A 17,308-nucleotide genomic window follows, 5' to 3' on the forward strand; every position below is an offset into this window, starting at 1 on the left:
GGAGGGGGCACACTATGTTTGAATTAGGCATTGAAGGCGCGCACGTGGCCATCGGCGGGGAGCTTCGCCCTGTCAATGTATACGTGGAGCAAGGACGTTTTCGAGCGTTCTCGGATACGGTGCTGGAGGCGAAACAGCGCATTCAGGCGACAGGGCTACTGATGTTTCCGGGTGTGATCGATTCGCACGTGCACTCGCGCGATCCGGGGCTGACGCATAAGGAGGACTTTCTTCATAGTACCCGGGCGGCGGCTGCCGGTGGGGTGACCACCGTTCTCGAAATGCCAAACAGTGTGCCCCCTGTCACTGATCGTGCCAGTTTTTTGTCCCGCCAAGCACATTTGGCTGAACAAGCGACCGTTGACTTTGGGATGTGGGGGATGGTGACCTCTGAAACCAGTCCTCAGGACATTGAGGATTTGTCTAGCTTGGGGGTCAGCGCGTTCAAACTCTTTTGGGGCTACGCTTTGGATCGCGAGACCCGAGCTCTTGTCTATGTTCCCAAAGCGGGGCAGCCGGTGATTCCGCCGCCAGACAACGGCCGGGTGCTCGAGCTGTTTCAGTTGCTTGCCCAAGCCAAAAAGGTGTTAGCGGTTCACGCCGAGGACAATGCCATCATCGCTTTTCGCAGCCAGCACGCGGGAGAGTCCAGGGACGCGGTGGAACGCTTGTTGTGGGAGCGGCCGGTGGTGGCGGAAGCGGCCACCATGGAGTTGGCGGCGGAATTTTCTCAGGCTACCGGCTGCGCGGTGCATGTGGTGCACATGTCATCCAAGGCGGGGGTCGATATTGTCCGTCGTGCCCGCCGTTCCGGGATCGATATGACCGCCGAAACCTGTCCGCAATATCTAGCCCTTACCGCTGACGATGTGAAGGCATTGGGACCCGTGGCGAAAGTCTATCCCCCCATCCGCCATGCGGAGGACCGGGAGGCGCTCCTGGCGGGGCTGGCGTCAGGAGCGGTCGCTTTTGTGGCATCTGACCATGCGCCGCATGCGGCCGCCGAAAAGGCGGTGCCCTTCGCCGAGGCGCCCGCCGGATTTGCAGGGGTACAGACACTCTTTCCGGTCCTGCTGGATTTGGCGCTGCGCGGGCAATTGCCGATGGCGTGCCTACCCGACATCCTCTCCCGTCACCCGGCCGAACGCTATGGTCTTTTCCGCATCAAGGGCGCCATCGATGTGGGGTTTGATGCCGATTTTGTCCTCGTCGACCCACGGGCAAAAACCCACCTTGGTCGCGCGGAGCTCTACTCACTAAACCCGGAGAATCCCTGGATGGGCACGGAACTCAAAGGGCGGATCACGGCCACCTACCTTCGGGGTCAGGCGGTCATGGAAAACGGGAAAATTGTTGCGCATGCGGGACGTTTCATCAAACCGGAGGCGCGCTGAATGCCGGGCATTGAGCGCGAATTTCTGGACCGCGTGCTCCCGCTGCTGGCCGTGACCGCAATCCCCGTCCGTACCTATCAGGTGTTGGTGGATACGGTGGTGGTCATGGCCCGCGGCGCCAAAGAGCCGGAAATTCGGGAGCTTGCTCGGTTATGGGCCCTTCCCGAAGGCCCGTCCCACCTTCTTGCCGGAGGCGGAGAGCTTCGGACAACCCCAGAACGGGCTGCCCTTGTCAATGCTGCCGGGGGGACATTTCTGGAGTTGGATGAGGGGGTGCGGCCCACGGGACACCCGGGCATCCACCTGGTGCCGGCGCTGTTGGCGGCCGCGGAAGTTGATGCGTCAACGCTTTCCATGGAGGCGTTTAGCCGGAGTTTGCTGTTTGGGTATGAGGTGACGGCACGCTTGGCCCGCGCCCTCGCGTTTGCTCCAACCGTCCATCCTCATGGCCATATTGGCAGTGTGGGTGCGGCGGCAGCCATCGCATATCTCCGCGGTCATGATGCAGACACCATCGCGCGGAGTATGGCCCTGGCCGCCTCGCTTCCACTTCGCACGGATTGGCGTCCCTGTTTTACTGGTCACACCGTCCGCAACAGCTATACCGGCGTCGGCGCTGGGCTAGGTTACTGGGCGGTTGAGTTGGCCGAAGCCGGCTTTACGGCTGAGCCCTCCGCCATCGAGTCGCTTCTGGCTCCAGCGTTGGGAGGGGGTTTAGACCGCGAGGCGTTTTTGATGGATGGCGACTGGGCTATAAGCCGTGGATACCACAAATTCTACGCCGGGTGTGCGTTGACACACGGCGCTAGCGAAGCCGCGCTTGCCATTGCCCACAGGGCTAAGCTGGTTCCCGAGGATATCGCCATGGTGGAAGTCGAAGTGCCGGAACGGTTCATGCGCACAGCCGGATTACCGAACGGCTCCCGGCTGTCTGCGAAATTTTCCATCCCATGGGCGGTGGCGGGGGCGTTGTTGACGGGCCGCGCGGATGAATCGCTTTACGAGGCGGCTGCGCTCAATGACGAGGCTATTCGTTCGGTAGCCCGGCGGGTTGTCTCTCGGCCTGCGGCGGATCTTAGCGAGGCGTTTCCAGAGCGGGCAGGGGCTCGCGTCCGGGTGCGGCTTACCTCAGGGGAGCTCCTGAATGCGTTTTGTGAGGAGCCCCAAGGCGGGGTGTCGCGTCCTGCATCCTGGGACAATTTGCGGATCAAAGCGTTGAGTTTGCTGCCGGAACTGGATGAACAGGATTGGCGGGCGCTGAAAGCGGTAGACAATCACCGGACAGTCGGGGCCTGGTGGACTACAGTACTCGAAATTCTTCACGATAGGCGGACCCAGAATGGCTAAAACACTCTTGATAATTGCAACGGGGGGCACAATTAGTTCGGTTCCGTCAGCTGCGGGATTTGTTCCCGGGCAAAGCGTAAAAGAACTCACGGCGGCATTGCCCATTCCGGATGAATGGGATTTGAAGATCGAAGATCAGGGTCAGGCGCTCTCAAGCAATTTCACGCTGAGCGACATGAATCGTGTGGCGCTGAGGGTGGTGGAAGCCCACGCGGATGCTGTCGTGGTTCTTCATGGCACCGGGGTGATGGAAGAGACCGCCTTTTTGACCGACGTGCGCCTAGCAGCGAGTGGCCAACGAAAATCCGTGGTTTTTACGGGGGCTCAGCGGGTGGCGTCGGAACCCGGGGCGGACGGGCTGCAAAATCTGTTTGACGCCGTGCGGATGGCCGTCCATCCCCAGGCTTGGCGTCTTGGTGCCGCGATTGTGTTTGATGGGTTTGTCTTTTCAGCCATGACGGCCGGAAAGACGGATAGTTGGTCGTTGCACGCTTTTTCCGGGGGAGACGGGGGCGCTCTGGCGCGGGTCTACCCCCATGGCCTGCGACTTTTGAACTGGCCGGCCTGGCGCTATCCGTGCTCGGGCGATAAGCTTGCCCCAGAGGTCGAGTTAGTCTGGTTTTCCGCGGGGATGGACGGACGCAGCATTGCACTGGATAACGTGCGGGGGATGGTCTTGGCGGCCAGCGGGGTCGGCAACGTCAACGCCGCCGTGGCCGAGCGGCTGAAAGAGGCCTTTGACCGGGGGATTTCTGTTGTGGTGGCGACACGGACCGGAGCGGGCGGCGTCTTTCCTTGGTATGGTGGGGCAGGCGGAAGCCGCACGTTGGAGATGATAGGGGTCTCCTTTACCGATCTGCACCCTTTGAAGGCGCGGATATTGCTTATGGCTGCCCTAGGGAATGACGCTTCGGTGACGGAAACCTTTAAAGGCCAAGCGTGGATGTTCCCGCCAGAATAACCCGAGCGGCCTGGGGCGGCCCGGGCTGCACCATCGAATGCGCGAGCCCAATCAGTACGGCCCTCGAATCCAGGGCTCAACCGATCGGCGATAGAAGGCGGACAGGCGGTCCAACTCCTCTGTAGAAAACGAGGGCGCGTCCGCGGCCGCGAGATTTTGCTGGACTTGGTCAATATTCTTGAAGCCGGGAATGACGCTGGTCACGGCCGGCTGGTCAAGAATCCAGCGCAGGGCCGCGGCCGCGAGCGTGCCACGCCCTGTTGCCATCCAGCGGATGTCGTCAACCAGCTCCACACCCTTTTGAAAGGGGAGACCAGAGAAGGTTTCGCCGACGTTGAAGGCCTCGCCGTTTTGATTGAAATTGCGATGATCCGCGTCGGGAAAGGTATCGGTTGGGCGAAACTTGCCCGTGAGGAGACCGCTAGCCAACGGAACCCGAGCCAAGATGCCGACATTTTTTGCGGATGCTTTCGGAAAAAGGTCCGCGACCGGTTTCTGGCGAAGCACATTGAAAATGACCTGCAGCGACGCGACCCGGGGATAGTTCATAGCTATCAAGCCTTCGTGGATGGTCTCCACGCTCACCCCGTAATGGCGCACCAATCCCTCGTCTTGAAGCCGGTCCAACACGTCGAAGACATCGCCTTGTTCGATGACCCAAGTCGGGGGGCAGTGAATTTGGTACAGGTCAACGGCATCGCGTTGAAGGCGCCGAAGACTATCGGTAAGATACCTCTTGACCGTATCGTACCGATAGGTGGCGGAGTCCTGGATGTCGCCACGTCGGCAAAACTTGGTGGCGATGAGGATGTCCGGCCGTTGATGAAAAATGGCGCCCAAAAGTTCTTCGGCTCGCCCGTCGCCGTAGACGTCGGCTGTATCGAAGAAATTCACACCCTGATCGGCTGCGTATGCCAAGCCGTGGAGGGCCCGATCGCGGTCCACAACCTGTCCCCATGAACCGCCAATGGCCCAGGTGCCCAAACCCATTTCGCTAATCTGATAGCCTGTCTTTCCTAACGTCCGGCGTTGCATTGGATGGCCCCCTCCGTCGTCAATCCGCGTTTGTTCATGGCTAATGATAGCCAAAAAGGACCAGGACGTCGAATAAGCTGGGGCGGTAAGTCAGTCTGTGCTAAATGGCTCCCACCGATGAACCACCCGACTCACCGACAGAAAATCTGGCAAATTGCTATAGAGGCTCCGGTGAATGCGCCTATAATAGTCTAATGGTCTAACACTTAGCTTGGGATTGATGAGGGGAGTCATTGCCCGATATGGAAGATAAGCCAACTGAGGCGCTGTTTCGTGAGATTCGGTCCACACGCGGATTTGAGGAAATCGCCATGCAAATCCAGACAGCCGTGTTTTCCGGAAAGCTAAAGGTGGGCGATCGCCTGCCCAATGAGCGCGATTTGGGGGAAATCTTTGGCGTGAGCCGCGCCACCTTGCGGGAGGCCCTGCGGCTTTTGGAGGCGCTTGGTGTGGTTGAAGTGCGGCGCGGAGCCCAAGGGGGCACCTTTATCGTTGAGCCCGGTCCGGAGCGTGCCGGGTTGCTCTTGGGCGCGTTTATCCACTTTCGCCATGCGACCTCGGAGGACCTCAACGAGTTCCGCGGCACCTTTGAGGCGGAAACTGCATCGTGGGCCGCCCGTCGGGCCACCCGAGAGGAGTCCCAGGGGTTGTATGAGCTGCTTGAGGAACTTCGACGGGTGGGGCCAACGGGAACGTGGGATGCCTTCGTCGATCTGGATTTGAAGATTCACTTTAAGATTGCTGAGATCTCTAAGAACCAAATCCGCATTGCTATTATGCAGGGGATTCACGAAGTATTTCGGCGCAGTTCACTCGCCATCGCCCGCAACGACAGCCCCGGGTGGCGGGACCAGCAAGAAAAGGAAATTGGCGAGGTCATTCAAGCGATTGCTGAGCATCGCCACGACGATGCCCGCCAATTGATGCAGCATCATGTCCTGTCCAATATTGCCGTGGGGGACAAGAGCTAACTTAATCTTCGGCTAAAGTATAAAATGTTTGCAACTTATGCGCTTGCTCCTCTATAATAGGCATACGCTCAATGGTCTAATCATTAGAGCATGGAGGTTGCCGATGACGCCCTTTACCCCGGAAGATATCGTTCAGCTTAAGGAGCCATCCCATGTGCGCGTTCATCCCTACCGCCGGGTGGCAGCCTATGCCTTGTCCCAATTTGACGGGGATGCACGGGTATCCACCATTCGCGTTGAAGGACCGGATATGGACGGAGCGATGGAAGTCAAAGGCACCCACCTGCACCATCCTGAGTGGGCCCCGGACGGCGAAGGGTTAGCCTATGTTGAGGGCCCAACCGAATCGGGATCCTGGCTCCATGTGGTCGATAGGCATGGGCGAGCCATCAGAAGTCCGATCGCAATACCGGGCGATGGGACTTCGCTGGCTTGGAACCCTGATGGACGCCGCGTCGCGGTGGAGTATGTGTCCAACCCGCGGGAATCCGACGCAGAAGTTCGGATCGTGCGCCGATTGCGGCATCACTTTGATTCACGGGGCTACATTGGCAGTCGCCTGTGGACCGTGGCTGTCGTTGATTTGGAGCAGGGAATTCTGGATCCTATTTCGCCTGAATCCTTTCATCATTTCACCCCGAGTTGGTCGCCGGATGGGCGGTTGCTGACACTGGTGACCACGCGTTCGCAGGACTGGGACCGGGAGTGGGTCTGGGACGTTTATACGGTGGACATAGAGAGCAGGCGATGGGAACGGGTAACCGATGCATCCGGCGTGGCGCTCTATCCCGTCTGGGCGCCTGACGGCGCGGCTATTGCCTTCTTGCACAATCATTCGCGCGACACGGGAAGCACTGCCGACTATCATTTGCATGAAGCCCGTCGCGTACAGGGAGGATGGCGCGTAGCTTGTTTATCCCACGATCTCGATCGTGGGGCAGCCCTCGTGCATGAGCCCCCTGAGCCCGGAGGCGGCAAACCGGTCTACACTCCCGATGGCTCAGCCATCTTGTGGGTCGTCAATCAGGGCGGGCAATATCACCTAATGCGAACCGGGCGCAATGGGGAGCACACGCTCATCGACCGCCATCAGGGCTGGCCGACTCTATCGACAGATGGGCAAACTCGGGCACAACTTGTTTTTCGGCCTGACAGTCCGCCGTTGGTCACCCTAAAAGACGAATCGGGAACGGTGTTGGCAGAGGTGGATGATAACCTTTGGCTACAGGACAAAGTCGTGTGCCGAAATCCGGAGGAATATGCCTTCGAATCTGATGGTACTACGGTCACCGCCTGGCTCTGGAGCCTGCCCAACCGTTCCGCCGATCATCCGTGGCTCCTTCAGTTTCACGGAGGGCCGCATGGGGCCTTTGGCCCGTACTTCTCCCATACCCAGCAGATTCTTGCTTCTGAAGGATATTTGGTGGCGGCCTTGAACTACCGCGGCAGTGCCGGGTTCGGCCAAGGATTTGCGGATTTGGTTCACGCCAATTGGGGTCCCTTGGAGGGACGCGACGGAATCCACTTGATGGATGCGTTAATCAGCGATGGACGGGTGCGCGCGACGGCGCAGGTGGGGGTCTTTGGACCGAGCTACGGAGGTTTCATGACCAACTGGATGGTGACGCATTACCCCGAACGGGTCAACGCTGGGGTTGCCATCTCCACCGTCTCGCATCTTCTCACCTCGGCGCTGGGAATTGATCATTGGGAGTCGCTGGCCACCGATCAAGGAGGGGCGCCATGGGAAATTCCCGGGTATTATCACGATCATTCGCCGCTGATGCATGCCGATCGGATCGGGGCGCCACTACTCTTGCTTCATGGGGAAGATGACATGACCTGTCCCTTGATCGAGGCGGAGATGATGTTCGCCGCCCTCAGAATGCAGGGAAAACCCGTGGAATTGGTGCGCTATGTCCGGGAGTCGCACGCGTTCCACCGGGCCGGACGGCCCGGAACCCTAGTGGACGCACATGGCCGCATGTTGGCGTGGTTCTCAAACTTAAGATGAAAACCATTACGCCCAAAGAAATTGGGCGTATAGATGGCTTGACGGAATAGCGGTGTCCGCCCCAAAAACTCTTCAACACCGCGCGCACACCGGGGCGTCGATGGCCGCTACCGCGATCGCTATGAGGAGGAGATATTCGTGAAGACGCGATCCATCGCCTTAGCCCTTGCGGCGGGCGTTGGCCTAGTGGCGGCCGGTTGCGGAAGCAATGCGGCCACCAGCTCGTCAAACAACAGCAGCACGGCGGTGCAGAAAGGCGGCACGTTAAACGTCGCCTTGTCACCCGACACCAACATCAATTGGTATCTTCCTGTGACGAGCGCCAGCTTTGACACGTTGCCCAACGCCATGGTGCAGGACCAATCCTTCAAACCCTTGATCTGGCTCAACACCCACTGGCAGATTGTGTGGAAGTCCTCGATTGCCAAAAAGATTACCTACAACGCCCAGGGGACTGTGTACCACGTGTTTCTCAACAAAAAATGGCACTGGTCGAACGGGCAGCCGGTCACCGCTAAGGATCTCATGTTCACCTGGAACGTGATCAAGGCGGCTTCCGCCGCCAATGCGCCCCAGCCATGGCCTTACGTTGGGGTGGGCACCGGAGATATTCCGAGTGGGATTCAAAGTGTCGTGGAAAACAACAACTATGAAGTGACCTTCACATTGAAGCAGCCTGCCAACCAGCAGTGGTTCATTTATAACGGCTTGGTTCAATTCTTTCCCCTACCCGCTCAGACGATGGACGTGGACGGCAACAACTGGTCCAAAGAGATCGCGTATTTAGGGTCATTGGGGACTAACCCGGCGGCCATGGAAAAGGTTGTCGATGGCCCATTTATTCTTCAAAAGGCGGTCAAGAATCAGTACTGGGTTATGGTTCCGAACCCGCATTATGATGGGCATAAGGCCAACGTCAGCAAACTGGTCTTTGACTATGAGGGTTCCAATGATTCCGAGTACGCGGCACTCAAGACCGGGCAAATTAATGTCGGCTACCTCGATTTGAGTCAATACGGGGCTCGCGGCGCCTTGGTCGCACAAGGGGACAAAATTGTGCCCGCGTACTTAATGTCTGATTACTGGACCGATCTGAACATGCGCCCAGGCAGTACCACCCGTGCTATTTTCGACCAACTGCCGGTGCGCCAAGCCTTGGAAATGGGGATCGATCAGCAGGCCATCAACAAGAAAATCTATCACGGGTTCGCGCCGCCTACTTACGGCCCCATTCCATCGACGCCGAGGACGAAATTCTTTGACCCCGCCCTGAAATCCAACCCGTATCCGTATAACCCCAAGGCCGGAAAAGCGCTGTTGGAGCAAAACGGATGGAAGGACGTCAATGGGGTGATGACCAAGGGGAACGAAAAGCTTCAGTTTACGATGCTGTATACCACGGGAACGGAAAGCACCACCCAAACGGTGGAGTTGATGCAGCAGGACTGGGCCAAGGAAGGCATTCAAGTCACCCTGAAAGGGGTTTCCTTTCCGGAGATGATCAGCATGGAGTTCAATACCTCGCAGCCCAAGACTTGGCAGATGGCCACGGGGTCGGGATGGGCCTATGACGGGCCTGGTTGGTATCCTTCCGGCGACGGGCTCTTCAACACCGGCGCCCCCAATGGCGACGGGTATTCCAGCTCCGAAGAGGATGCCCTGATTAATGCCACTCACCAACCGCAGGCTACGCAGGCGAAGACCATGCAAATCTTCTTCAAGTACGAGGACTACACCGCCAAACAGGTCCCCATGTTGTGGGAAAACAACTTTGGTGGGCTGGACGTGTTTGCGCCTACCGTGCACAACACAAGTTACATCAATGGCGCGACGGGTCTGTCTCAGTTCAACTACTTCTGGATTAGCAAATAAGGAGGGCGGCGCGCCGTGATCCATTCGGCGCGCCGTCAACCAAAGGGGCGATCGGAATGCGGGGATCATTGGAGCGGTTTCAAAAAGCGTTAGCAGAACGGCAATTATCGGGAGCAATCATCGCGGCACCAGAAGAGCTAAGTTCGACGAACTTGCGGTATCTCAGCGGATTTACGGGATCGTCGGCATACCTTCTAATAACGCCTGAGCGGGCGTGGCTTTTGACCGATTTCCGGTATCTCGATCAGGCGGCGGGGGAATCACCAGATTTCACGGTTGTGCGGCATGAGTCGCCCGTCGCCAAGACCCTTGCCGCCCTTTGCCAAGACAATGGCATTCACACGCTCGGGTGGGAACCGGACAAGGTGCCATACGAGATGTGGGAAGGCTGGAATGGCACGGTGCCGGTGGTATGGAAACCGTTAGAGCGCCTCATTGAGACGCTTCGTATTGTCAAAGACTCCCAGGAAATTCACTCTATGCGCGAGGCGGCGCGAATTGCCGGGGAGTCGCTGATGGTGGTTTTGCCAGGCATGGTGGGCCGGCAGGAAATCGAGGTGGCGCTCGATCTGGAGATGGAAATGCGGCGGCGGGGAGCAGAATCACTGGGGTTTCCCACCATTATCGGGGCTGGTGAACGCGGCGCGCTGCCCCACGCTCATCCCACCCGACGCATGATTCGGAAGGGGGAACTGGTTACCATCGACTTTGGCGCCCAGGTGGACGGGTACAAGTCGGACGAGACCGTTACGGTGGGGACGGGAGAAGTGCCGGCCAAGCTCCGCGAGATCTGGGATATTGTGGCGGAGGCGCAGCGACGAGGCATTGCCGCAGTGAAGCCGGGCAACACCAGCCGTGACGTGGATTCAGCCGTGCGCAACTACATTCAGGCCAAAGGCTTTGGCGAATACTTCGGGCACGGCACCGGTCATGGAGTGGGGCTGGACATTCATGAAGACCCGTTTGCTTCGCAGTCGCCCGCTCAAGAACGGGTGTTGGAAGAAGGCATGACCATCACTGTGGAGCCGGGCATCTACATTCCGGGTCTAGGCGGGGCTCGATTGGAAGATACCCTGGTGGTCACCCGCGATGGAGCCGAACGGCTGACCATTGTTCCTAAGCATTACCAAGTGCTCTCTTAACTTCCCAACACAATTACTTGAGGAAAAGAGGCGAATTCCATGGTAAAACTTCGGCGCGAACTCACCGCCCGGGACCAAATTCTGTTTGGCATGGCGGGTGCCATCGGCACCGGGATTCTCTTCAGTCCCATCGGTATGGCCGCCGTCGCCGGGCCGGGCGTGATTGTGGCTTGGCTAATTGGTGCCATTTTTTACACGTTCATTGGCCTCACCTTAGTGGAACTAAGCATGGAGTTTCCCGAGGCGGGCGGCCCCTCGCGCTACAGTCTTTATAGTCACGGCAAAGCGACCAATATGCTGAACGCGTTTGGGGACGTGTTTTGGTACCTTTTTATCCCGCCCATCGAGGCTCTGGCGACGGTGGAGGGTCTCAACTACTTCTATCCCCACTTCTTAAACGCGCATGGCAACCCCACCACTCTCGGGGCGCTAGGCGCGGTGGTGATGATGCTGCTGTTTTTGCCATTGAATTACTACGGCATTAAGGTGATGCAGCAGGCCAATCGCTACGTGGGTCTGATAAAACTGGTGCTGTTGGCGGTCGTGGGGCTGGCTTTCCTAACGATTGGCCACTTCGGCAATTTGAGCCATTACGGCGGCTTTGCTCCCTTTGGCGTCACCGGAATTTTGGCCGCGGTCCCGCTGGGCATGTTCGCCTTTGGGGGCATCCGGGTCATTCCCGACTATGCGGAAGAAACCACATCCCCCGAGGCGCTGGGCCGGTCCATTCTCTGGACTATCTTGGGCCAGACCATTCTCTACCTTTTGTTTGCGACCGCCTTTGTTGTGGCGCTCTCCTGGTCGCATGTCCACTTGGCCACCGGCGATTGGGCTGGCCTGGACAAACTGCCGGGGAACCCCTTTGTGGTAATCGCCAGCCATCCGGTGATTGCCTGGTTGTTGGTCCTGACATTAATTGTGGCGGTGCTGTCGCCGTTTGTGACCGGCTACATTGATCAGGGGTCGGGTGCCCGGGTGGTGTTGGCTATGGCCCGAAGTGGTCTGGTTCCGGCGCGCTTCAAGGAGTTGAACCAGCGCTACGCAGTGCCCACATGGGCTATATTGGCGTTTACCGTGGTGGGCGTCGTCATTGCCTTCCTGTTCGCTCCCGTCCCGTCCATTTACGCTCTGACCAATGACGCCGTGGTGGCGGGCTACCTAGGCTTCGCCGCCAATCCGGTGGCGATGCTCGCTCTTAGGCGTCAAGGGCGGAAAGGCTTCTTTCGCCGTCCGGCGCTGGTAGCCAATTTGGGCTTTATGGGCGCGGCGTTGATTGTGTATTGGAGCGGCTGGCCGTCCGTTCCCTATTCCGCTATTCTGGTGGCCTTGGCCTCCATCATCTTCGGCATCATTTACAAAGTCACCGAGTTTAAAAACGCCTGGTGGTACATCGCGTACATGGCGTTTTTAGTGCTGATGACCTATATCGGTAGCGTCGGCGCTTTGAAACTCATCAATTTCTATTTGGGAAGCGCAATCGTGGTGGTCGTGTCCTTGGCGGTGTTTCTTCCCTGGGGTGTTGCCTCACGGCTTTCTAACGAGGACAGCGAAACCTTGCAGGCTCAATTCGCCCAAGACGCTTAGCATCCATCCGTCGGGCTATCATTGGAAAACGAGAGGAGAACAGCAACATGGCAACATTCAATGGCGTATACGTGGCAGTGGTGACCCCTTTCAATGCAGATTCTAGCGTGGACCTCCCACGTTTTCGGGAACACCTTTCCTGGCTAATTGAGTCTGGGGTTGACGGCATCGTTCCCACGGGGTCTTGTGGGGAGTATGCCTCCCTTGACGATGGCGAGCGGGCGAGTGTCATTGAAACGGTGGCGGAGGTCACGCGCGGCAAAGTCCCGTTCGTGGTGGGGGTCGCGGCTCCGACTACCGCCAAAGTGGTGCACTGGACCACCTTGGCTAAGTCCTTGGGCGCCCAAGGGGTCATGGCGCTTCCACCTGTGAATTACCGACCTACTTGGGAAGAAACCCGCGCCTATTACCAAGCGATTGACGCCGTTGGGCTTCCCGTCATTATATACAACAATCCTCACGATACCGCCGTCGATATGCCACCGGCGCGGCTTCGGGAGTTGCAAGCGCTGCCTAACATCGTGGCGGTCAAAGAGTTTAGCGGAGACGTGCGCCGTATCACCGAGATTCAGGAAGTCACCCAACTGGAGGTGTTGGCGGGGGCGGACGACTTATTGGTCGAAAGTGTTCTCGCCGGTGCCAAGGGATGGATTGCCGGCATGGCCAATATTGTGCCTGAGGCATGCGTGCGGCTCTATCGACTGGCGACTACCGGTAAGACCGACGAAGCGTGGGCACTATACCGAAAACTGCTGCCGCTGCTTCGCTACGATTCCACGCCCCGGTTGGTGCAAGTTATTAAATACGGGATGGAATGCGTCGGCCAGTCTGTCGGCATGACCCGTGCCCCGCGTCTTGGGTTGACTGAGGAGGAAAAGCGGGTCGTGTCCGAGGTGCTGGCCGGCCTATAATGCCGAGAAGGGACGTGACGGTTTGTCGGCCAACATCATTGTGGTAGGCGGGGGCGTGATTGGGGCGGCCAGCGCCTACTACCTCACCCAGTCAGGGGCCTCGGTCACGCTCTTAGACCAAGGGGATATTGGAGGCGGGACGTCGTCGCGCTGCGACGGCAATGTGCTGGCGATTGACAAAGACCCCGGATTTGATAGCCAGATGGCGCTGAAAAGCCAAGAGTTGCTGCACCAACTGGCCCAGGAACTGCCTCGGTTCGAATATCGTCGACCCGGCAGTTATCTCGTCTGCGACAATGGCGATGAGGTTGAGATGGCGCGCGAATGGGTGCGTTTGCAACAAGAGGCAGGATTGCCGTTCGCCTTTTTGGACCAGCAGGCCATCCACCATCACTTGCCCCATTTATCCGAGGACGTACCGGGGGGCCTTGTGTGCGGATCGGATGCGACCCTGAATCCGCTTCTGTACACGCAGGTGTTGGTCGCCCACGCCCGCCAGTCGGGAGCTGTCGTGCGGCCGCATCAAGCGGTTAAGGCCCTTTGGATCGCCGACGGTGGGGTTCGGGGCGTGCAGCTGCCCTCCGGGGAATTGATGGAGAGCGACATCGTGGTGGTTGCCGCCGGAATTTGGACGCCCAGTCTTTTGGAGTCGGCGGGCATTCCGATCCCTATTCAACCACGAAAAGGCCATCTTTTGGTTTCAGGCAAGGGCCCGTTGTTCGGGGATGCCAAGGTCATGGAATTTGGCTACTTGATGAGCAAATTTGGGCGGGAGCGCGTTGCGCCGGCAGAGACCTTGCGTTATGGCGTGGCACTGGTGTACGAGCCTACCGAGAGCCATAATTTTCTTCTGGGCAGCAGCCGCGAATTTGTCGGTTGGAACACCGAGCCCCAAGTCGAGGTGGTAGGGGCCATCGCCCGGCGCGCCATGCGGTTTTACCCCGGCATGAGAGAGGTGACCATCATGCGGAGCTATGCAGGGCTTCGCCCTTGGACACCGGACCACTTTCCCATCGTATCCCGCATTGACCCCATTTCGGGACTGATTGTCGCGGCCGGGCACGAAGGCGATGGCATTGGGCTGGCAGCTGTGACGGGACATCTAGTGGCCGATTTAGCGCTGGAGCGAGACCCGGTAATTCCGGTAGAGCCCTTGCGCTGGGATCGTCCGACTCTTAAGGGGGAAGGCGTACATGCGTAGTCAGGAGAACGTGTCGGCATCGACCGATCTGGTTGTGTGCCGCTGCGAATGGGTGACGTGGGGTGTCGTGCAACAGGCGCTGGAGAGCTTTCAGCCGACGTCGCTTCGGGAGTTGAAACTGGTCACGCGCTGGGGCATGGGCATGTGCCAGGGGAGGGTGTGCAGGCCGCTCATGGCGTGCGTGCATCTGCCCGACGGCGATACGGGTGGCCCTCCGGGGTTGTCTCCACGCATCCCGTATAAACCGGTTGCCATGTCCGCCCTGTTTAGCGAAGGGGGTCAAGAGGATGCCTAAGGGGCGACTAGAGCCGCGAGTGCCCGCGGGCCACCCCTGGGCGACGTGGGGTCGGCTGCCCCAACCGGTGACCTTTGTCGTTGACGGCATACCGGTTGAGGGCATCCCTGGTGAGCCGGTGGCAATGGCGCTCTGGGCCCAGGGGGTCCGGGTATTGGGATGGAATGAAGAGAGCGGCGAGCCGCGGAGTCTCTTCTGTACGATTGGGCACTGCTTTGAATGCCGCATGACCATCGATGGCAAGCGCGACCAACGAGCCTGTCTCTTTCCGGTTCGGGAGGGCCTGGTGGTCGAGCGCCAACACCGGCCGGAAGAACTCCGCCCGTTGGATGGGATGGAACGGCTATGAGCCAGATTGAGGTCGTGATTATTGGCTCGGGCCCGGCGGGTCTCTCGGCAGCGCTACGGCTGGGGCAGAGTGGCGTCGCCACAGTGATTGTTGATGAATATCCCCGACCGGGAGGACGTCTCCTTGGTCAGCTCTACCGACGGGGGCGCTTTTGGTGGAACGGACGGGCCGAAGCCGAGAAGCTCATTGCTGCCGTGCGCCAGTGCCCTTCCGTGCAGTGGCGTTTGGGAACCTCGGTGGTAGCCTTGACCCCCAACCAGGGCGGCTGGCGGGTCAGCTTATCAGGCAGCGAGAGTGTTGATGGGGTCGCGGCGGTCCTCATTGCCACCGGGGCTGCTGAGGTGCCTGTTCCCGTGAAAAATTGGAATCGTCCTGGGGTGATGACCATCGGAGCGGCGCAGGTGATGGCCAACGTGTACCGGGTTCGACCGGGGCAACGGGGCATTGTGGTGGGCGGTGGCCCGTTGGCCTTTGCCATCGCCCAGGAGTTGTCGTGGGCGGGCGTCGAACTGACGGGTATCGTCATGCCGCCCCCTGGACTTCCGGCTCCGTCGACCCTGACACCTTATGCCCAATGGCGGTCTATCGGTGCCCTGTCGCATCTGGCGCCTTGGTGGGCGCGTCCGCTGGTGCCGCTCCTCAAAGACGATGGGCGGATTCCCGAACTGATGGCGCGAATCCCGGCGGCGGGAATTGGCGTCGCCGGAACCCGCTTAAAACCCAACGTCGCCGCGGTTGAGATCCTGGGGGAAGACCGGGTTGAGGGGATTAGGCTGCAGCGGTTGAGCAGGGAGGGAAGATTGGTGGGACAACCGTGGATCGAATCCGTTGATTTCGTGTTGCTGTCCGGCGGTCTCCGACCGATTCCGGATCTGTTTCACGTGGTCGGCGCCCGGATCCGGCGATCGGACGAGGGAATCTATGACGTGCCCGTGTTTGGTCCTCTCGGGGAAACCACCGCACCGGGAGTGTTTGGTGCCGGAAACGCTTTGGGGGTCGAGGGAGCGCCGGTAGCCATGGCGCAAGGAACGGGAGCAGCCTTGGGCATCTTGCGGTATCTCCATCGGGAAGGCGATCATTGGGGAGACGAGGTTTCCGAACACGCGCGTGAACTTCGACGTGTTCGAACAGACGCGCCACTGGTGTTTAGTCATGAGTGGTCTCGGATCCATGAAGATATTGCCCAGCAGTGGCAACAAGTGGAGGGCGGTCGCTAATGCACTTTTCCCACGTGTTTCGGACGATTGAAACCCATACGGGGGGAAATCCAACGCGGACCATTGTCAGCGGAATCCCCCCTATTGCCGGCCGCACCATGATGGATAAGGTGCGCGATTTTCGGGAGCGTTTCGATTGGATTCGGACCGGGCTGATGTTTGAGCCTCGCGGCCATGGGGTGATGTCCGGATGCATTTTGACAGAGCCGGTTCATGCCGAGGCCGACTACGGGGTGATTTACATTGAGGTGGGCGGCTATCTGCCCATGTGTGGGCATGACACCATTGGACTGGTTACGGCCCTAATCGAAACCGGCCAAGTAATGGCTAAGGAGCCTGAGACGCGCGTCGTGCTAGATACGCCATCGGGCGTTGTGCGGACCCAAGCGGCCGTGAAAGACGGTCAGGTTCTTTCGGTCACTTTTGAAAATGTGCCCGCTTTTCTTTATGCCCAAGATGTGGAGGTGATGGTGCCGAGCCTGGGGCAAGTCTCGGTAGACATCGCGTGGGGGGGCAATTTTTATGGCCTTGTGGATGCCCGGCGCCTAGGGCTGGAATTGACCCCAAACCATGCACGCCAAGCCATCCGTTATGCTCAGGCGATCCGCCAAGCCGTCAACGACCAGATGCAGGTCGTCCATCCAGAACTGCCCGATGTAAGAGGCTTGACTCATGTCGAATTCTTCGGGGATCCCACCACCTCTGGGGCTGACATCAAGAATATGGTCATTGTGCCGCCGGGGGGCGTGGATCGATCGCCTTGTGGGACGGGCACCTGTGCCAAGGCGGCCACACTATGGCGTCGAGGATCGCTGCCCGTGGGCGGCGGTTTTGTCCATGAAAGCGTGACGGGCTCCTTGTTTCGGGCTACAGTGCTGCGTGAGACAACGGTTGGGCCGTTTCCCGCGGTGGTCGTCCAGATTTCCGGATCCGCCTATCTTTATGGCGAGTCCACGTTTGTGATGGAGTCTGGCGATCCCCTCAATGCCGGATTTTTGTTGCCTTGAGAAGGAGC

At 59.0% G+C, this 17,308-nt stretch carries 15 protein-coding genes; 14 read left to right on the top strand and 1 reads right to left on the bottom strand.

Annotation, left to right across the window (positions count from 1 at the left end; genetic code table 11):
• Window positions 1-14: 14 nt before the first annotated feature.
• From HIJ39_RS03440 to HIJ39_RS03450, 3 genes are read left to right on the top strand one after another with little or no spacing between them, the layout of a single operon-like run.
• Entirely contained in the window at window positions 15-1,394 is a 1,380-nt protein-coding gene (locus tag HIJ39_RS03440) for a dihydroorotase (protein ID WP_169096734.1), read from the top strand.
• Window positions 1,395-2,741: an MmgE/PrpD family protein gene (locus HIJ39_RS03445; protein ID WP_169096736.1), complete on the top strand. Its 1,347-nt coding sequence runs from the start codon at window positions 1,395-1,397 to the stop codon at window positions 2,739-2,741.
• Window positions 2,734-3,702 (top strand): asparaginase, encoded by a 969-nt coding sequence (locus tag HIJ39_RS03450; protein WP_169096738.1) that lies wholly within the window; start codon window positions 2,734-2,736, stop codon window positions 3,700-3,702. Before HIJ39_RS03445 ends, HIJ39_RS03450 begins: the two co-directional genes overlap by 8 nt.
• 51 nt (window positions 3,703-3,753) lie before the next feature.
• Here HIJ39_RS03450 and HIJ39_RS03455 read toward each other — a convergent pair whose 3' ends face one another.
• On the bottom strand, window positions 3,754-4,737 hold the full coding sequence (locus HIJ39_RS03455; protein WP_169096740.1) for an aldo/keto reductase: 984 nt from the start codon (window positions 4,735-4,737) through the stop codon (window positions 3,754-3,756).
• A gap of 242 nt (window positions 4,738-4,979) precedes the next feature.
• On the opposite strand from HIJ39_RS03455, the gene HIJ39_RS03460 reads away from it, so the two are divergent.
• The 11 genes from HIJ39_RS03460 (at window position 4,980) to HIJ39_RS03510 (ending at window position 17,300) form a co-directional block, all read left to right on the top strand.
• On the top strand, window positions 4,980-5,708 hold the full coding sequence (locus tag HIJ39_RS03460) for a FadR/GntR family transcriptional regulator (RefSeq protein WP_169096741.1): 729 nt from the start codon (window positions 4,980-4,982) through the stop codon (window positions 5,706-5,708).
• Between the two features lie 103 nt (window positions 5,709-5,811).
• Window positions 5,812-7,722 (top strand): S9 family peptidase, encoded by a 1,911-nt coding sequence (locus HIJ39_RS03465; RefSeq protein WP_169096743.1) that lies wholly within the window; start codon window positions 5,812-5,814, stop codon window positions 7,720-7,722.
• A gap of 138 nt (window positions 7,723-7,860) precedes the next feature.
• A complete protein-coding gene (locus HIJ39_RS03470; RefSeq protein ID WP_169096745.1) occupies window positions 7,861-9,594 on the top strand; it encodes an ABC transporter substrate-binding protein in 1,734 nt (577 codons plus the stop codon).
• A gap of 56 nt (window positions 9,595-9,650) precedes the next feature.
• Window positions 9,651-10,736, top strand: a complete 1,086-nt coding sequence (locus HIJ39_RS03475; protein WP_169096747.1) for a M24 family metallopeptidase — start codon at window positions 9,651-9,653, stop codon at window positions 10,734-10,736.
• 39 nt (window positions 10,737-10,775) lie between these two features.
• The gene (locus HIJ39_RS03480; protein ID WP_169096749.1) at window positions 10,776-12,320 is read left to right on the top strand and encodes an APC family permease; all 1,545 of its coding nucleotides are present in this window, start codon (window positions 10,776-10,778) and stop codon (window positions 12,318-12,320) included.
• A 47-nt stretch (window positions 12,321-12,367) separates the two neighbouring features.
• Complete coding sequence (locus HIJ39_RS03485) at window positions 12,368-13,231, top strand: dihydrodipicolinate synthase family protein (RefSeq protein WP_169096751.1); 864 nt, start codon at window positions 12,368-12,370, stop codon at window positions 13,229-13,231.
• A 22-nt stretch (window positions 13,232-13,253) separates the two neighbouring features.
• Window positions 13,254-14,432, top strand: coding sequence for an NAD(P)/FAD-dependent oxidoreductase (locus HIJ39_RS03490; RefSeq protein WP_169096753.1), 1,179 nt, complete (start codon window positions 13,254-13,256; stop codon window positions 14,430-14,432).
• Window positions 14,425-14,727, top strand: a complete 303-nt coding sequence (locus tag HIJ39_RS03495; protein WP_169096755.1) for a (2Fe-2S)-binding protein — start codon at window positions 14,425-14,427, stop codon at window positions 14,725-14,727. Before HIJ39_RS03490 ends, HIJ39_RS03495 begins: the two co-directional genes overlap by 8 nt.
• Window positions 14,720-15,076 (top strand): (2Fe-2S)-binding protein, encoded by a 357-nt coding sequence (locus HIJ39_RS03500; protein ID WP_169096757.1) that lies wholly within the window; start codon window positions 14,720-14,722, stop codon window positions 15,074-15,076. The genes HIJ39_RS03495 and HIJ39_RS03500 overlap by 8 nt, the downstream gene beginning before the upstream one ends.
• Complete coding sequence (locus HIJ39_RS03505; RefSeq protein WP_169096759.1) at window positions 15,073-16,293, top strand: NAD(P)/FAD-dependent oxidoreductase; 1,221 nt, start codon at window positions 15,073-15,075, stop codon at window positions 16,291-16,293. Before HIJ39_RS03500 ends, HIJ39_RS03505 begins: the two co-directional genes overlap by 4 nt.
• Window positions 16,293-17,300: a proline racemase family protein gene (locus HIJ39_RS03510; RefSeq protein ID WP_169096761.1), complete on the top strand. Its 1,008-nt coding sequence runs from the start codon at window positions 16,293-16,295 to the stop codon at window positions 17,298-17,300. Before HIJ39_RS03505 ends, HIJ39_RS03510 begins: the two co-directional genes overlap by 1 nt.
• Window positions 17,301-17,308: the final 8 nt, after the last annotated feature.

It is taken from the genome of Sulfobacillus harzensis (assembly GCF_012933365.1).
Classification (GTDB): domain Bacteria; phylum Bacillota; class Sulfobacillia; order Sulfobacillales; family Sulfobacillaceae; genus Sulfobacillus_B; species Sulfobacillus_B harzensis.

Excerpts from the sequence above, each read along its gene's own strand:
- HIJ39_RS03480 (WP_169096749.1), top strand. The coding sequence starts at position 10,776 with ATGGTAAAACTTCGGCGCGAACTCACCGCCCGGGACCAAATTCTGTTT.
- HIJ39_RS03475 (WP_169096747.1), top strand. The coding sequence starts at position 9,651 with ATGCGGGGATCATTGGAGCGGTTTCAAAAAGCGTTAGCAGAACGGCAA.
- HIJ39_RS03440 (WP_169096734.1), top strand. The coding sequence starts at position 15 with ATGTTTGAATTAGGCATTGAAGGCGCGCACGTGGCCATCGGCGGGGAG.
- HIJ39_RS03450 (WP_169096738.1), top strand. The coding sequence starts at position 2,734 with ATGGCTAAAACACTCTTGATAATTGCAACGGGGGGCACAATTAGTTCG.
- HIJ39_RS03500 (WP_169096757.1), top strand. The coding sequence starts at position 14,720 with ATGCCTAAGGGGCGACTAGAGCCGCGAGTGCCCGCGGGCCACCCCTGG.
- HIJ39_RS03505 (WP_169096759.1), top strand. The coding sequence starts at position 15,073 with ATGAGCCAGATTGAGGTCGTGATTATTGGCTCGGGCCCGGCGGGTCTC.
- HIJ39_RS03455 (WP_169096740.1), bottom strand. The coding sequence starts at position 4,737 with ATGCAACGCCGGACGTTAGGAAAGACAGGCTATCAGATTAGCGAAATG.
- HIJ39_RS03510 (WP_169096761.1), top strand. The coding sequence starts at position 16,293 with ATGCACTTTTCCCACGTGTTTCGGACGATTGAAACCCATACGGGGGGA.
- HIJ39_RS03465 (WP_169096743.1), top strand. The coding sequence starts at position 5,812 with ATGACGCCCTTTACCCCGGAAGATATCGTTCAGCTTAAGGAGCCATCC.
- HIJ39_RS03445 (WP_169096736.1), top strand. The coding sequence starts at position 1,395 with ATGCCGGGCATTGAGCGCGAATTTCTGGACCGCGTGCTCCCGCTGCTG.
- HIJ39_RS03495 (WP_169096755.1), top strand. The coding sequence starts at position 14,425 with ATGCGTAGTCAGGAGAACGTGTCGGCATCGACCGATCTGGTTGTGTGC.
- HIJ39_RS03485 (WP_169096751.1), top strand. The coding sequence starts at position 12,368 with ATGGCAACATTCAATGGCGTATACGTGGCAGTGGTGACCCCTTTCAAT.
- HIJ39_RS03460 (WP_169096741.1), top strand. The coding sequence starts at position 4,980 with ATGGAAGATAAGCCAACTGAGGCGCTGTTTCGTGAGATTCGGTCCACA.